General features: G+C 57.1%; 14 protein-coding genes and 1 tRNA gene. 5 read left to right on the forward strand and 10 right to left on the reverse strand.

The genetic code is table 11. The features are described from left to right. Nucleotides 1-16: 16 nt before the first annotated feature. Nucleotides 17-3,715 (reverse strand): methionine synthase, encoded by a 3,699-nt coding sequence (gene metH, locus MLC70_RS01250; RefSeq protein WP_248181150.1) that lies wholly within the window; start codon nucleotides 3,713-3,715, stop codon nucleotides 17-19. 221 nt (nucleotides 3,716-3,936) lie between these two features. Between metH and nfuA the strand changes: the two genes are divergently transcribed. From nfuA to MLC70_RS01265, 3 genes are all read left to right on the forward strand, one after another. After that, complete coding sequence (gene nfuA / locus MLC70_RS01255; RefSeq protein ID WP_248181151.1) at nucleotides 3,937-4,524, forward strand: Fe-S biogenesis protein NfuA; 588 nt, start codon at nucleotides 3,937-3,939, stop codon at nucleotides 4,522-4,524. Nucleotides 4,525-4,770: 246 nt separating this feature from the next. Then, nucleotides 4,771-5,970: a DUF445 domain-containing protein gene (locus MLC70_RS01260; protein ID WP_248181152.1), complete on the forward strand. Its 1,200-nt coding sequence runs from the start codon at nucleotides 4,771-4,773 to the stop codon at nucleotides 5,968-5,970. A gap of 39 nt (nucleotides 5,971-6,009) precedes the next feature. Next, the gene (locus tag MLC70_RS01265) at nucleotides 6,010-6,360 is read left to right on the forward strand and encodes a hypothetical protein (protein WP_248181153.1); all 351 of its coding nucleotides are present in this window, start codon (nucleotides 6,010-6,012) and stop codon (nucleotides 6,358-6,360) included. Between the two features lie 10 nt (nucleotides 6,361-6,370). On the opposite strand, the gene MLC70_RS01270 is transcribed toward MLC70_RS01265, so the two are convergent. The 5 genes from MLC70_RS01270 to MLC70_RS01290 all read right to left on the reverse strand — a co-directional run bounded on the left by MLC70_RS01270 (nucleotide 6,371) and on the right by MLC70_RS01290 (nucleotide 8,564). Continuing rightward, nucleotides 6,371-6,688 (reverse strand): TusE/DsrC/DsvC family sulfur relay protein, encoded by a 318-nt coding sequence (locus tag MLC70_RS01270; protein ID WP_248181154.1) that lies wholly within the window; start codon nucleotides 6,686-6,688, stop codon nucleotides 6,371-6,373. A gap of 3 nt (nucleotides 6,689-6,691) precedes the next feature. Further along, on the reverse strand, nucleotides 6,692-6,964 hold the full coding sequence (tusB, locus tag MLC70_RS01275; RefSeq protein WP_248181155.1) for a sulfurtransferase complex subunit TusB: 273 nt from the start codon (nucleotides 6,962-6,964) through the stop codon (nucleotides 6,692-6,694). Between the two features lie 34 nt (nucleotides 6,965-6,998). Next, nucleotides 6,999-7,349, reverse strand: a complete 351-nt coding sequence (locus MLC70_RS01280) for a DsrE family protein (RefSeq protein WP_248181156.1) — start codon at nucleotides 7,347-7,349, stop codon at nucleotides 6,999-7,001. 4 nt (nucleotides 7,350-7,353) lie between these two features. Further along, entirely contained in the window at nucleotides 7,354-7,767 is a 414-nt protein-coding gene (gene tusD, locus MLC70_RS01285; RefSeq protein ID WP_248181157.1) for a sulfurtransferase complex subunit TusD, read from the reverse strand. Nucleotides 7,768-7,865: 98 nt separating this feature from the next. Beyond that, nucleotides 7,866-8,564 carry a Bax inhibitor-1/YccA family protein gene (locus MLC70_RS01290; RefSeq protein WP_248181158.1) on the reverse strand — a complete coding sequence of 233 codons (699 nt, stop codon included), beginning with the start codon at nucleotides 8,562-8,564 and terminating at the stop codon, nucleotides 7,866-7,868. A 212-nt stretch (nucleotides 8,565-8,776) separates the two neighbouring features. Between MLC70_RS01290 and MLC70_RS01295 the strand changes: the two genes are divergently transcribed. Beyond that, nucleotides 8,777-8,867, forward strand: a tRNA-Ser gene (locus MLC70_RS01295). Nucleotides 8,868-8,994: 127 nt separating this feature from the next. Here the strand turns inward: MLC70_RS01295 and hemH are convergent. From hemH to MLC70_RS01315, 4 genes are all read right to left on the reverse strand, one after another. Next, nucleotides 8,995-10,104, reverse strand: a complete 1,110-nt coding sequence (gene hemH, locus MLC70_RS01300) for a ferrochelatase (RefSeq protein WP_248181159.1) — start codon at nucleotides 10,102-10,104, stop codon at nucleotides 8,995-8,997. A 71-nt stretch (nucleotides 10,105-10,175) separates the two neighbouring features. Further along, nucleotides 10,176-10,610, reverse strand: coding sequence for a protein tyrosine phosphatase family protein (locus tag MLC70_RS01305; protein ID WP_248181160.1), 435 nt, complete (start codon nucleotides 10,608-10,610; stop codon nucleotides 10,176-10,178). A gap of 98 nt (nucleotides 10,611-10,708) precedes the next feature. Next, a complete protein-coding gene (locus MLC70_RS01310; protein ID WP_248181161.1) occupies nucleotides 10,709-11,134 on the reverse strand; it encodes a DUF6691 family protein in 426 nt (141 codons plus the stop codon). A 4-nt stretch (nucleotides 11,135-11,138) separates the two neighbouring features. Further along, complete coding sequence (locus MLC70_RS01315; RefSeq protein ID WP_248181162.1) at nucleotides 11,139-11,576, reverse strand: YeeE/YedE family protein; 438 nt, start codon at nucleotides 11,574-11,576, stop codon at nucleotides 11,139-11,141. 377 nt (nucleotides 11,577-11,953) lie between these two features. On the opposite strand from MLC70_RS01315, the gene MLC70_RS01320 reads away from it, so the two are divergent. Then, a complete protein-coding gene (locus tag MLC70_RS01320; protein ID WP_248181163.1) occupies nucleotides 11,954-12,361 on the forward strand; it encodes a phasin family protein in 408 nt (135 codons plus the stop codon). Nucleotide 12,362 lies beyond the last annotated feature (1 nt).

The raw sequence follows: 12,362 nt of genomic DNA on the forward strand, positions 1-12,362 counted from the left end.
AACTTGCCGTTCAGATTTATTCCGCAGGGTCGTAAGCCAGACTTGGTGCCAACCAGCGCTCGGCCTCGGCCTTCGAAATGCCCTTCCGTTCAGCATAGTCTTCCACCTGATCCGCGCCAATCTTACCCACCGCAAAATATTTCGACTCCGGGTGAGCAAAATACCAGCCAGAAACCGCGGCCGTTGGATACATAGCGAAACTCTCGGTCAGTTCGATGCCGATCTTGTCAGTAGCCTCCAGCAGCGAGAACAGCGTTGCCTTCTCGGTGTGGTCCGGACAAGCCGGGTAACCCGGTGCCGGGCGGATACCGCGGTAGCGTTCCCGGACCAGATCTTCGTTGGCCATGTTTTCGTCAGCGGCATAACCCCAGAACTCGGTCCGCACCCGCTCATGCATGCGCTCGGCGAAGGCCTCCGCCAGCCGGTCGGCCAGGGCCTTGACCATGATGGCGTTGTAGTCGTCATTCTGATCCTTGTACTCCAGCGACAGCTCTTCAGCGCCGATGCCGGTTGTTACCGCAAAGCCGCCGATATAATCGCAGGCCCCGAGCGCTTCCGGTGCAACAAAATCAGACAGTGCCATCATCGGTTTGCCTGGTGCCTTCTCGTCCTGCTGGCGCAGGTGGTGCAGCGTGGTCATTTCTTCGGATCGTGATTCGTCTGTGTAGACCACCACGTCATCACCGCGACGACTGGCAGGCCAGAAGCCGATCACACCCCGGGCGGTCACCCGTTTTTCGTCAACCATCCGCCGCAGGATATTCTGCGCGTCGTCGAACAGCGTGCGGGCGGCGTCACCCCGTTTCGGGTCGTCGAAAATGGCCGGATACTTCCCGGATATGTCCCATGAGATGAAGAACGGCGTCCAGTCGATGTAATCCACCAACTCATTGAGGTCATACTCTTCGAACACCCGGACGCCCGTAAACAAGGGCTTTGGCGGCTGGTAATCGGTAAACTGGAGTTCCGGCGCGCGGGCGCGGGCTTCCTTCAGCGAGACCAGCTTGGTGCGATCGCCACGATTCTTGCGACGCTCGCGGATCTCGTCGTATTCAGTGCGGGCGGCTTCCACCAGTCCTGATTTCGCGGTCTTGCTCAGCAGTTGGGACGCCACATTCACGCAACGGGAGGCATCCGACACGTACAGCGCGATGTCATTCTTGTACATCGGTTCGATCTTGACGGCGGTATGTGCCTTGGAGGTTGTCGCACCACCGATCATCAGCGGGATGTTGAAATCAAGGCGTTGCATTTCGCGGGCCACGTGTACCATTTCGTCAAGCGAGGGCGTGATCAGGCCGCTGAGGCCGATGATGTCGACGTTCTCAGCCTTTGCCCTCTCGAGAATCTTGTCGCACGGCACCATCACGCCCATATCGATCACTTCGTAGTTATTGCACTGAAGCACCACACCCACGATGTTCTTGCCGATGTCGTGCACATCGCCCTTGACCGTGGCCATGAGGATCTTGCCTTTGGCTTTTTGCTCTTCGGTCTTTTCGGCCTCGATGAAGGGGATCAGGTGCGCTACGGCCTGCTTCATGACGCGGGCACTCTTCACCACCTGGGGCAGGAACATCTTACCGTCACCGAACAGGTCACCGACCACATTCATGCCGTCCATCAGCGGCCCCTCGATCACTTCGATAGGGTGGCCGGCTTCCAGTCGGCAGGCTTCGGTGTCTTCAAGAATGTGGCTGGTAATGCCTTTAACCAGGGCATGCTCCAGGCGTTTCTGCACGGGCCATTCGCGCCACGCCAGGTCTTCCTCCTGGGTTTTCCCCCCCTTGCCCTTGAAGCGCTCCGCAATTTCCAGCAGGCGGTCGGTGCCGTCTGCGCGGCGGTTGAGCACCACGTCTTCGACCAGATCCTTGAGTTCCGGATCGATCTCGTCGTATATCACCAGCTGACCCGGATTAACGATCCCCATGTTCATGCCGGCCTTGATGGCGTGGTAAAGGAACACAGAGTGGATGGCCTCGCGGACCACATCGTTGCCACGGAATGAGAACGACACGTTGCTCACCCCGCCGGAAATGCTGGCATGGGGCAGATTTTCGCGGATCCACCGGCTGGCATTGATGAAATCCACGGCGTAGTTGTTGTGTTCTTCGATGCCGGTGGCGATGGCGAAGACGTTGGGATCGAAGATGATGTCGCCCGGGTTGAAGCCGATGCCGATGAGCACGTCGTAGGAGCGCTTGCAGATCTCGGTCTTGCGTTCGTAGGTATCCGCCTGGCCCTGCTCATCAAACGCCATGACCACCACGGCAGCGCCATAGCGCATGCAGTCGCGGGCTCTCTTGATGAACTCTTCCTCACCTTCCTTGAGGCTGATGGAGTTGACCACCGCCTTGCCCTGAATGCAGCGCAAGCCCGCTTCGATCACGTCCCACTTGGACGAATCAATCATGATGGGCACGCGGGAGATATCCGGCTCAGAAGCCACCAGATTGAGGAAGGTCACCATGACCTCCTTCGATTCCAGCATGCCCTCGTCCATGTTGATATCGATGATCTGGGCACCGTTCTCGACCTGATCCCGCGCAACGCTGAGCGCCTCTTCGTACTGTTCTTCCTTGATCAATCTCAGAAAGCGCTTGGAGCCGGTCACGTTCGTGCGCTCGCCCACGTTGATGAACAGGGTGTTTTCATCCCCGGTGAACGGTTCCAGGCCGGACAGGCGCAGCGCTTTCGGGCGCTCCGGAATCTGGCGGGGAGGGTATTTGGACACCGCCTTGGCGATGGCTTCAATGTGATCGGGCCGTGAACCGCAGCAGCCGCCAATGATGTTGAGGAAGCCGTCGCGGGCGAAACCTTCGATGATCTCGGCCATTTCTTCCGGGGTCTGATCGTACTCCCCGAATTCGTTCGGCAGACCTGCGTTCGGGTGCGCGCTGACGTAGGTCTCGGCCTTGTTGGCCAGCTCTTCCACATAAGGGCGCAGGGCGTCGGCACCCAATGCGCAGTTCAGGCCGACGGAAATCGGTCTGGCATGGGCCACGGAATTCCAGAAGGCTTCCGTCGTCTGGCCGGACAGAGTGCGGCCGGAAGCATCGGTAATGGTGCCAGACAGCATGATCGGCAGGGTAATGCCGCTGTCTTCGAAATACTGCTGCGTTGCGTAGATCGCGGCCTTGGCGTTCAGGGTGTCGAAGATGGTCTCGATCAGGATCAGATCGGAGCCGCCCTCCACCAGACCTTCGACAGCCTCATAGTAGTTGTCGACCAGAGTCTGAAAGTCCACATTCCGGTAGCCCGGGTTGTTGACGTCGGGAGAAATGGATGCGGTTCGCGAGGTGGGGCCGACGGCACCGGCCACAAACCGGGGCTTGTCCGGGTTCTTTGCGGTGAACTCATCGGCAATGTCCCTGGCCAGCCGGGCCGAGGCGACGTTCAGCTCTTTGGCGATGGATTCCAACCCGTAATCCGCCTGGGACAACTGGGTGGAATTGAAGGTGTTGGTTTCGATGATATCCGCGCCGGCATCCAGGTAATCCGCATGAATATTGCGCATCAGTGCCGGCTGAGTCAGGTTCAGCAGGTCGTTGTTGCCCTGGACTTCGCGGTCGTAATCAGCAAACCGGTCGCCTCGGAACGCTTCCTCATCCAGCTTGAGGTTCTGGATCATCGTGCCCATACCGCCATCGAGGATAACAATGCGTTCCTGCAGGGCTTTATGGAGCTGGTCCAGGCGAGTGTTGCGGTCGGTCATAGGAATACTTCCGGAAGTCGTGTTTAACGTCATATTTAACTGAACGGCGCGGGATCATAGCAAAATTGCCGGATTCCGTCCCGGTACGGGTGACTAATGTCAATTACCGGTGTCAATAAGGGAAACTCATCGGCGCTCTAAAGCCTGACTATTTTACTTGGTCTTTCATGTTCTGGCGAACTCCCTTAAAATGAACTCAAACTTTCAAACGGGTTGAAAACATGGCACTGGTTACTGTGACTGATCCCGCACGGGATTATCTGGCGCAACTGATTGAAAAGCAGGATGTGGAAGGCATGGGCGTGCGCATTTTCGTGACCCAGCCGGGCACCAAGAATGCCGAAACCTGCCTGGCCTACTGCCCACCCAATGAAGTGGTACCCACCGACGAGCAAGTGGATCTGGGCAAGTTCACCCTGTTTCTGGATCATAATTCTGTACCATTCCTCGAAGAAGCATTCGTGGACTATTCCAAGGATCAGATGGGCGGGCAGCTCACCATCAAGGCGCCCAACGCCAAGGTTCCGAAGATCGATGACGATGCACCGCTGCCTGACCGGGTCAATTACATCCTCGCGTCCGAGATCAATCCCAATCTGGCTGCCCATGGAGGCGATGTATCACTCGTCGAGATTGTGGACGAATCGGTCGCAGTGCTTCGTTTCGGCGGCGGCTGTCAGGGTTGCAGTGCCGTCAGCCTGACCCTGAAGCAGGGCGTCGAGACCACACTTAAAGAGCGAGTCCCGGAAATTACGGCAGTGAGGGACGTAACGGATCATTCCGTGACAGACAATGCTTACTATCAGTAACCGTTTCTGACGGCTTATCGCGAACAGAACAGCCCGGTAATGCACCGGGCTGTTCTGTTCCGGCCCGCGCAAATTGTCTGCCGCATTTCCCATCTTTCGTTGGCGGCACGGCCAATGCCCCGATATTTCAATTACTTCATCATTCGTCACATAATCAGAAACGACAGGCGAGTACCACTCTGGCCTGGCTCATAACGATGGTCTCGCTGGCGTTTCTGCCCGCGACATTTATAACCGGGGTTCAATTTGTTCGACGTTGCACTCTTATCTGTGCCACTGATGGCGGCCGTTGTAGGCTGGTTTACCAACTGGCTCGCCATCCAGATGTCTTTCTATCCCGTTCAGTTTATCGGGGTGGGTGCTTTTGGCTGGCAGGGTGTGATTCCCCGCAAAGCCGAAAAGATGGCCCATATCTGTATTGATCGAACCCTGCAGCAGTTCGGTGATCTCAACGCCGTCTACGCCAAGCTGGAGCCCCAGCGTATTGTCGAGCAGGTGGTGGCTCAGGTGAATCCTCGGCTGGATGAGTACATCGATGAAGTGATGTACGAGATCCAGCCCGTGCTCTGGGACAACCTCCCTCTGTTTTTGCGCAACCGCATCTATCAATGGGCGCGCGAGCAATTGCCGTCACGCATCGAATCGCTGGTTGAGGATTTCGGAGACGATCTCAACGAGCTGGTGGATCTCAAAACCCTGTTAAGCCGGGAACTCAAGCATCACCCGGATCTGATGAACCGGATTTTCAAACAAGCCGGCTCCGTGGAGCTGCAATCGGTGATTAACCGGGGCGCCATCATCGGTGGCCTTCTGGGAGCTGCGCTGGCGCCGCTGTGGGCGACCTATCCGGAGCCATGGCTGTTGCCGATCGGTGGATTTGCAATCGGTTTTCTGACCAACTGGTTGGCCATCAATCTGATTTTCAGCCCGCTGCGTCCGCGACGGATCCTGTTCTGGAAAGTGCAGGGGTTGTTTCTGCGCAGGCAGGAAGAAATCAGTGAGGTATGGGCGCGGCTGGTTGCCGAGGAGCTCATAACGGTTGAGAAAGTGGCGGATGCCATGATCAACGGCGGGCATGGTGACCGCACCCGGGCGATTATTCAGAAGCACCTTCGGCCGCTGCTGGACAACTCGGTGGTGATGAAACTCACCGCTCAGGTGACCGTGGGCATGACCGGTTATACCGAACTGAAAAAAGCGATGAATCAGAAAGCCGTACTGGCGACCCGCGATGTGTTTGGTGACCCATCGTTCAACCGTGAGCGAGCACCGGTGGTAGCCAGTGTTCTTGCGGGGCAGATGAAAGCACTGCAACCGGCCGAGTTTCAGGACATTCTGCGTCCGGCTTTCCGTGAGGAAGAGCTTCAATTGATGGTAGTGGGTGGTCTGTTCGGCGCTTTGGCGGGTGCTGCACAGTTTTTCTCCCTCACTTCCTTACCCTTCTAGCCAGCGATCCAGGCAGGCGATCGCAAAGGAGAAACGGTTATGGAATTCGCATTGACACTCGTGGCCCAGGCGGCAGTAACCGTGTTGGCGGTACTTGCGGCGCTGGCGGGGTTTTGGTTTCGTGTGGTGCGGCCTTACCTGAACGACAAGGTGGCTGAGCTGATTGCGGCGTCGAAGGAAATTGAGCCCGGAGTCACTCGGGGCGTCAAAAAAGGCGTGTCAGAGTCTCTTCGGGACCTTCCTGAAAACACGGTAAAGGAGTCGACGCGTCAGTTTCTCAAATTTGGTTCTGGATTGTTCGAGAACGGGCTGAGCAGCTTTCTGGGAAGCGCGGCCGACCTTGAGCGAAAAGCCGCCGATCAGGACGGTAACAGCCCTCGCGATTACTGAGAACGCTGAATCAGAGGCAGTTCGTGGGGCGCGGCAGGCCGGCAATACGACAGGCTGTTTTGGCCGGCGTACCGGGAAATAGCTGCATCAGGTAGATGCTGTTGCCCTTGTCTTCGCCGAGCGCTTCTTTCACCGCTTTAACAAACAGGCGGTTTGAGGGCGGAGACATCTCATGTGTTTTGTAAAAAAACCGCAAAAAACTAATGATCTCCCAGTGTTTTTCACCTAACTCGATCTGATCCTCTTCCGCAATGATCCTCGCGACCTCTTCGGTCCAGTCAGCGGCGTTTTGCAAAAAACCTTCGTTATTACGTATGGCCGTTGTCATGATTTACCAGCTTATGACCCGTTGAGCTTGAATGGTCAGCGCCACCATGTCGTCAAAACCGATAACCTGGCACTGGGCGCTGTCCGGTGTCAGGGCCCGGGCCTGAATATCATCCTTTAAGCCATAAAGCGGCGAGGGCACTTCGATGCTGGTATCGGCAAGGGCAACCACTCCGTTACCGGTAAGCAGAACGGCATCGTTGGTATCGACCATGGCGAGACATTCCCGGAAGCGGGGGTGCTCCGGCGATTTACTGACAATGTGCAGTGTGTGCATGATGATGGCTTTCCTCTGCCTGGAAGGTGCGGGTCTACCCGGGGAAGACAACGTGATCATAACGGCGCAGGGTCGCACGCAGGTTTTCGACCGTTTCAACACCGTCAATAAGCGTTTGCCCGGTCAGACTGAAACGCTGGCACGCGGACTGATCTGCCATCAGTGATTCTATGCCGAACATGGCAGCGGCTTTCAGGTTGCGCTCAACCGACTTCTGCGCAATGCCGGTCGCATCTTGCCCCTTGTTGAGCCAGAGCACGCCCTCACCGACGAACAATAACGATACCGGCTGGTCAAAGGCCGCAAGGGAAAACGCCATGTCGAGGCTCTCACGGCCGCTCCAGCTGCCGTATGGCGGACGGTCGATGATGATCAGGGTCTGCATTGGCTCAGTCGCCCCCGTGAAAGTAGATAACCCGGGATGACTGCATAACGCCTTCCACCCATTCACCGAGACCGGCGATCGAAAACGGCGCCGCAAGATTGCTGGCTGGCAGCTCGTGGCGCTGCTGCTCCGCGGGGTCAATCAGCCCGCGGCGGAGCGCAGAGGCAATACAGGCGATTCCGGGCACAGAGTGTTGCTCGAGAAACTCGCCCCACGCAGATGTCCAGTTGGTTTCATCGGATGGCGGGCAGCTCAGTGCAGATGCCAGGTGAACCCCTTCGCCGTACAGAAAGACACGATCAATAGCATGGCCGCTGGCAACGACCGCCCATGCGAATCCGAGCGCGGTTTGCGGCGCCTGGCTGGAATAGGGCGCTCCGGTAATCACCAGGGTGAAATGACACGATTCTTGCGACATTGCTTGCTAGGGATCCTGAGTAGATGATGTTAAGTGTACCCATAGCAAAAGCCCCGGCAAATGCCGGGGCTTTCGGAGTCGGACAAGGTCAGCCCGAATCAGTCGTCGCCGCTGAATGCCATCAGCAGGTGCAGCAAGCTGACAAACAGGTTGTAGATTGCCACGTACAGACCGACCGTCGCGATGATGTAGTTGCGCTCGCCGCCATTGATGATCCGGCTGGTCTCGAACAGGATCATAATGGACGCAAAGATGGTGAAGCCGGCGGACACCGCGAGGTGCAGTACCGAGCTTTCCATGACGAAAGCCAACACCATGGCGCCGATCAGCACGAACGCGCCAGCGGTCAGGAAGCTGGACATGAAGCTGAAGTCCTTCTTCGTGATGATCGCGGTGGCGGACAGGCCAACGAACGCAACGGCTGTCAGGGTCAGTGCCTGAGCGACAACCTGGGAAGCGCCCGCGGCGACAATCGCGCCGATGATCGGACCGAGTGTGTAGCCCATGAAGCCGGTGAGGGCGAAACAGGTAACAATACCCCAGGGGCTGTTCTTCAGTTTATAGGTCGCGAAAAGCAGACCGATATAGCCCACGATGGTAATCAGGAATCCCGGATGAGCGCCGTTCATGTTCAGGAAGGCAGTCAGGGCCGAGAAAGCCAGGGTCATGCCCAGAAGCATGTAGGTGTTGCGCAGCACGTTCATGGCATCTGCACTGATGCCCGTGGTCGCGCGCTCTGCCTGGGGAGCGTTATAGGCTCCCTGGTTGTTCTGAACGCCGAATCGTCTGTCTTCCATTGTCATCTCCGTAGGTAAAACAAGAAGTCTCTTGCATCACTATAATGTCACAACCGTGACTTTCAATCATTTACGACAGAAAAGCACCCATCAGATTCCATTAAATGCTGTTAATGTTGAAAGTTCCGGTCGACTTTATGCAGGGCGTTGACAGCACAGGCAATTCCGGTATCATGCTCACCGCTGTCGCAATGACGGCTAGTGAGAAAAACGGTGGGCTGGCAGAGTGGCTTAATGCAGCGGTCTTGAAAACCGCCGAAGGTTAATAGCCTTCCCGGGGTTCGAATCCCTGGCCCACCGCCACTTTTCTCCACGCCTTTGAAGTTCCCTCCAGAAGTACCTCCAGAAAATACCCACATTTTCAGTAGTTGCCCCGAACCTCAGTACGCCTGAAATCCGGGGATAAGGTTGGTAGGGCGGTTGTCAGGCGTTACAGGTTACGCCCGGGATAAATCGCCTCTTTCTGCTGTTTGGCCAGGCTCTCCCTTAGCTGGAGATCGTCCGGCGCATTGGTCGGAACGCTCCAGCCCTGCAGGTTGTCTTCAATAAGCTTAACCAGCGCATCGATGTGGCCCGGGGAGTCATTCAACGCCGGGATATAGCTGAATCCCTCGCCGCCGCCTTCCATGAAATACTCACGGTTTTCCTCGTCGATTTCCTCTATGGTTTCCAGGCAGTCGGAGGAAAAGCCGGGGCAGAATACATCAATGGATTTTACGCCCTGTCCCGCAAGGCCCTTCAGGGTTTCATCGGTGTAGGGCTGCAGCCACTCTTCACGGCCAAACCGCGACTGGAACGTGGTCTGGTAGTCGTCTCTGGAGATTCCCAGGCACTCCGCCAGCAGGCGGGAGGTCTTGTGGCACTCACAATGATAGGGATCGCCACGCGTCAGGTACTTCAGCGGCACCCCGTGGTAGGACAGGATCAGTTTCTGGTTGCGACCATGTTGTTCCCAGTGTGAGCGGATGTGAGACGCCATAGCCTCGATGTAGGGCGGGTAGTCCGGATAGTGGGACACAAACCTGAAATCCGGCAGCCAGCGGCGTTTGGTGAAATCATGGGCGATGGCATCGAACGTCGAGGCCGAGGTAGACGCGGAGTACTGCGGGTAAAGAGGCAGCACAAGGAGTTTTCTCACGCCTTGCCCCTGCATTTCATCCAGCACCTTGGAAATGGAGGGGTTGCCGTAGCGCATGGCGAAGCCGACCACCACGTTGTTGCCGTACTTTTTCTGTAGCGCTTTGCGGATGCCTTCAGCCTGATTGGCTGTGTGAATCAGGAGTGGCGATCCCTCCGGCTGCCAGACGCTGGCATACGCCTTTGCGGAGCGACGTGGCCTGATGCGCAGTATGATGCCGTGCAAAATCAGCCACCAGATCGGCCGTGGCACTTCCACCACCCGGGGGTCAGCCAGGAATTCGGCAAGGTAGCGCCTCAGGGCGGAGGGTGTGGGGGCGTCGGGTGTGCCCAGATTGGTGACCAGCACTCCCAGCTTTTCCGGCTGGTTGTGACTGAAATTATCGGTGCCTTTGTACTGCATGGTAGAACGTCCTGGCTGGCGATCGTGGTGGTTGTGCTCTGGTCGGGGCCGATCCGCTTGCCCTCTGCCGGTCAGGAGTCTTCTCGGGTCGCCTGCTGGGCAAGTCGTGAGGCCAGGCCGCGAATATCGTAACCCGCATTGCCTGCTTTGCTGACGATGTCGATGGCGGGCTGCGAACGGGCAGAGCTGAGTGCCCAGAGTACCGTGCAACGGGTTCCTGACCGACAAAAAGCCAGTACGGGTTTTGCAGCCTGACGGATCATCAGCGCAAACCGGTCGACGTCGTCGTCCGTGATGTGCCCGGATTCAACTGGCAGGTAGACCCATTCCAGACCGTGCTCTCTGGCGGCGGCTTCGATGTCGCCCATGGCGGGCTGCCCGGGCTCTTCCTGATCTGGCCGGTTGGCCACGAGGGTCTTGAACCCCAGTTTCGCAATCTCTGCGACATCGTCGACGCTGATCTGGGGAGCTACGGTAATCTGGTCGTCAATCTTTCTCAGTTCCATAGTGCAAACAAGCCTTTGGATTCGTTGGCAACAGGCGCAATCATGACACAGCGCCCAGGATCTTTCAGGACATCCAGTGGTATTTTAACCAAATTGCATCAGGCCGCGCTGCGTTTGCGTTCTATCCATTCGTAAACGCCCATGCCGGCCACCATGGACGAGACAAACACGACGGCTTTGAGCTCTCCTGCACCCAGCGCAACCAGCCCTGGACCCGGGCAAAAGCCGGCAATACCCCAACCGACGCCGAACATCAGGCTGCCCACCACCAGGCGCGAATCGATATGTGTGCTGGCGGGCAGTTTCATATTAAACCCGAGGAACGACAGCGTGCGTTTGCGGGCGACGGTGAAGGCCACCAGACCAACCAGAATGGCACCGCCCATCACGAAGGCCAGCGAGGGATCCCAGAGCCCGGCAAGATCCAGAAAGCCCAGCACTTTCTCGGGGTTGGCCATCCCCGACAGAATCAGACCCAATCCGAAAATCAACCCTGACAGGAACGCGGCGACAGAGAATTTCATGGTTCTATACTCCCAGAGCATGGCGGATCAGGAACACGGTGACAAAACCGGTGGCCATAAAGGTCAGCGTAGCCACCAGCGAGCGCGGCGAAAGCCGGGAAAGACCACATACCCCGTGGCCACTGGTGCACCCTGAGCCATAGCGTGTGCCGATGCCCACCAGCAGGCCGGCAACAATCAGCGCCGGATAGCCAGCCTCAACATTGATGGGGGGCATGTCGGCCGCCAGAATCCAGAGCAGGGGCGCACCAATCAGGCCCGCCATAAAGGCAACACGCCAGCCAATGTCGCCGGTGCTGGGGGTGAGCAATCCGCCCAATATGCCGCTGATACCGGCAATGCGACCGTTAAGCAGCACAAAGCTGGCAGCCGCAAGACCGATCAGAATGCCGCCGGCCAGAGCGGTCCAGGGAGTGAATTCGCTCCAGGCGATGTCGACCATAAGGTTCTCCTGACGTTAAAATAATCAAATGAGGTGACACATGGAATAAGCATAGATTATAAGGTAATAATATAGCCGGAGCGAGGCAAAAAAAAAGCCCGGCACTGGTGGCCGGGCAGAGGCGTGCGAGTAGTATCCATGAAAGACTTCCAGACAAACCGGCATCAGCAGGGACGCCGGTATAGGGAAGTATTGACCATAATTTGTACACTTCAAGCCGAGGGTCGTTTACTTTCAAAACATTTTTTCATATCCATTGAGTACTTATACTGCGGCCTTGCACGGTGCGGGTTTCAGGCAGGTACAATGCACTGAAATTCGTGCCTAGCTGTAATACAATGGCGCCAAGATACTCTTTCATGCCCAGAGGTTGTTCCATGTCCGACGATAACGAAAACAAGCCCCAGAATGATCCGTTGCTTCCGGGCAAAATCAAGGACTCTGCGCGCCAGATCTGGCTGGCAGGACTGGGTGCCTACACCAAGGCGGAAGAGGACGCCGGGCGATTTTTTGAGCGTCTGGTACAGGAAGGCGAGCAGTTGGAAAACAAGACCCGTGATGTGGTCGAGAAGCAGATCAAGACAGTAGAAGACCGGGTGGGCGATGTTCGTGAGCGTGCAACCGGAACCTGGGACCGCCTGGAACACATGTTTGACCAGCGGGTATCCGGGGCCCTGCGTCGGTTGGGTATCCATCGCCGGGAGGAAATCGAGTCCCTTGAACATCGCATTGCGGCTCTGGAAACCGAACTCCGCCGCCTTCGCGGCGACGATGACGAGGAATAAC

The sequence above is a fragment of the Marinobacter goseongensis genome, from assembly GCF_023156235.1.
Lineage (GTDB): Bacteria > Pseudomonadota > Gammaproteobacteria > Pseudomonadales > Oleiphilaceae > Marinobacter > Marinobacter goseongensis.

What these genes read in the sequence shown, in the direction of transcription:
- metH (WP_248181150.1), bottom strand. Translation starts at nt 3,715, where the DNA reads ATGACCGACCGCAACACTCGCCTGGACCAGCTCCATAAAGCCCTGCAG.
- nfuA (WP_248181151.1), top strand. Translation starts at nt 3,937, where the DNA reads ATGGCACTGGTTACTGTGACTGATCCCGCACGGGATTATCTGGCGCAA.
- MLC70_RS01265 (WP_248181153.1), top strand. Translation starts at nt 6,010, where the DNA reads ATGGAATTCGCATTGACACTCGTGGCCCAGGCGGCAGTAACCGTGTTG.
- MLC70_RS01270 (WP_248181154.1), bottom strand. Translation starts at nt 6,688, where the DNA reads ATGACAACGGCCATACGTAATAACGAAGGTTTTTTGCAAAACGCCGCT.
- tusB (WP_248181155.1), bottom strand. Translation starts at nt 6,964, where the DNA reads ATGCACACACTGCACATTGTCAGTAAATCGCCGGAGCACCCCCGCTTC.
- MLC70_RS01280 (WP_248181156.1), bottom strand. Translation starts at nt 7,349, where the DNA reads ATGCAGACCCTGATCATCATCGACCGTCCGCCATACGGCAGCTGGAGC.
- tusD (WP_248181157.1), bottom strand. Translation starts at nt 7,767, where the DNA reads ATGTCGCAAGAATCGTGTCATTTCACCCTGGTGATTACCGGAGCGCCC.
- MLC70_RS01290 (WP_248181158.1), bottom strand. Translation starts at nt 8,564, where the DNA reads ATGGAAGACAGACGATTCGGCGTTCAGAACAACCAGGGAGCCTATAAC.
- hemH (WP_248181159.1), bottom strand. Translation starts at nt 10,104, where the DNA reads ATGCAGTACAAAGGCACCGATAATTTCAGTCACAACCAGCCGGAAAAG.
- MLC70_RS01305 (WP_248181160.1), bottom strand. Translation starts at nt 10,610, where the DNA reads ATGGAACTGAGAAAGATTGACGACCAGATTACCGTAGCTCCCCAGATC.
- MLC70_RS01310 (WP_248181161.1), bottom strand. Translation starts at nt 11,134, where the DNA reads ATGAAATTCTCTGTCGCCGCGTTCCTGTCAGGGTTGATTTTCGGATTG.
- MLC70_RS01315 (WP_248181162.1), bottom strand. Translation starts at nt 11,576, where the DNA reads ATGGTCGACATCGCCTGGAGCGAATTCACTCCCTGGACCGCTCTGGCC.
- MLC70_RS01320 (WP_248181163.1), top strand. Translation starts at nt 11,954, where the DNA reads ATGTCCGACGATAACGAAAACAAGCCCCAGAATGATCCGTTGCTTCCG.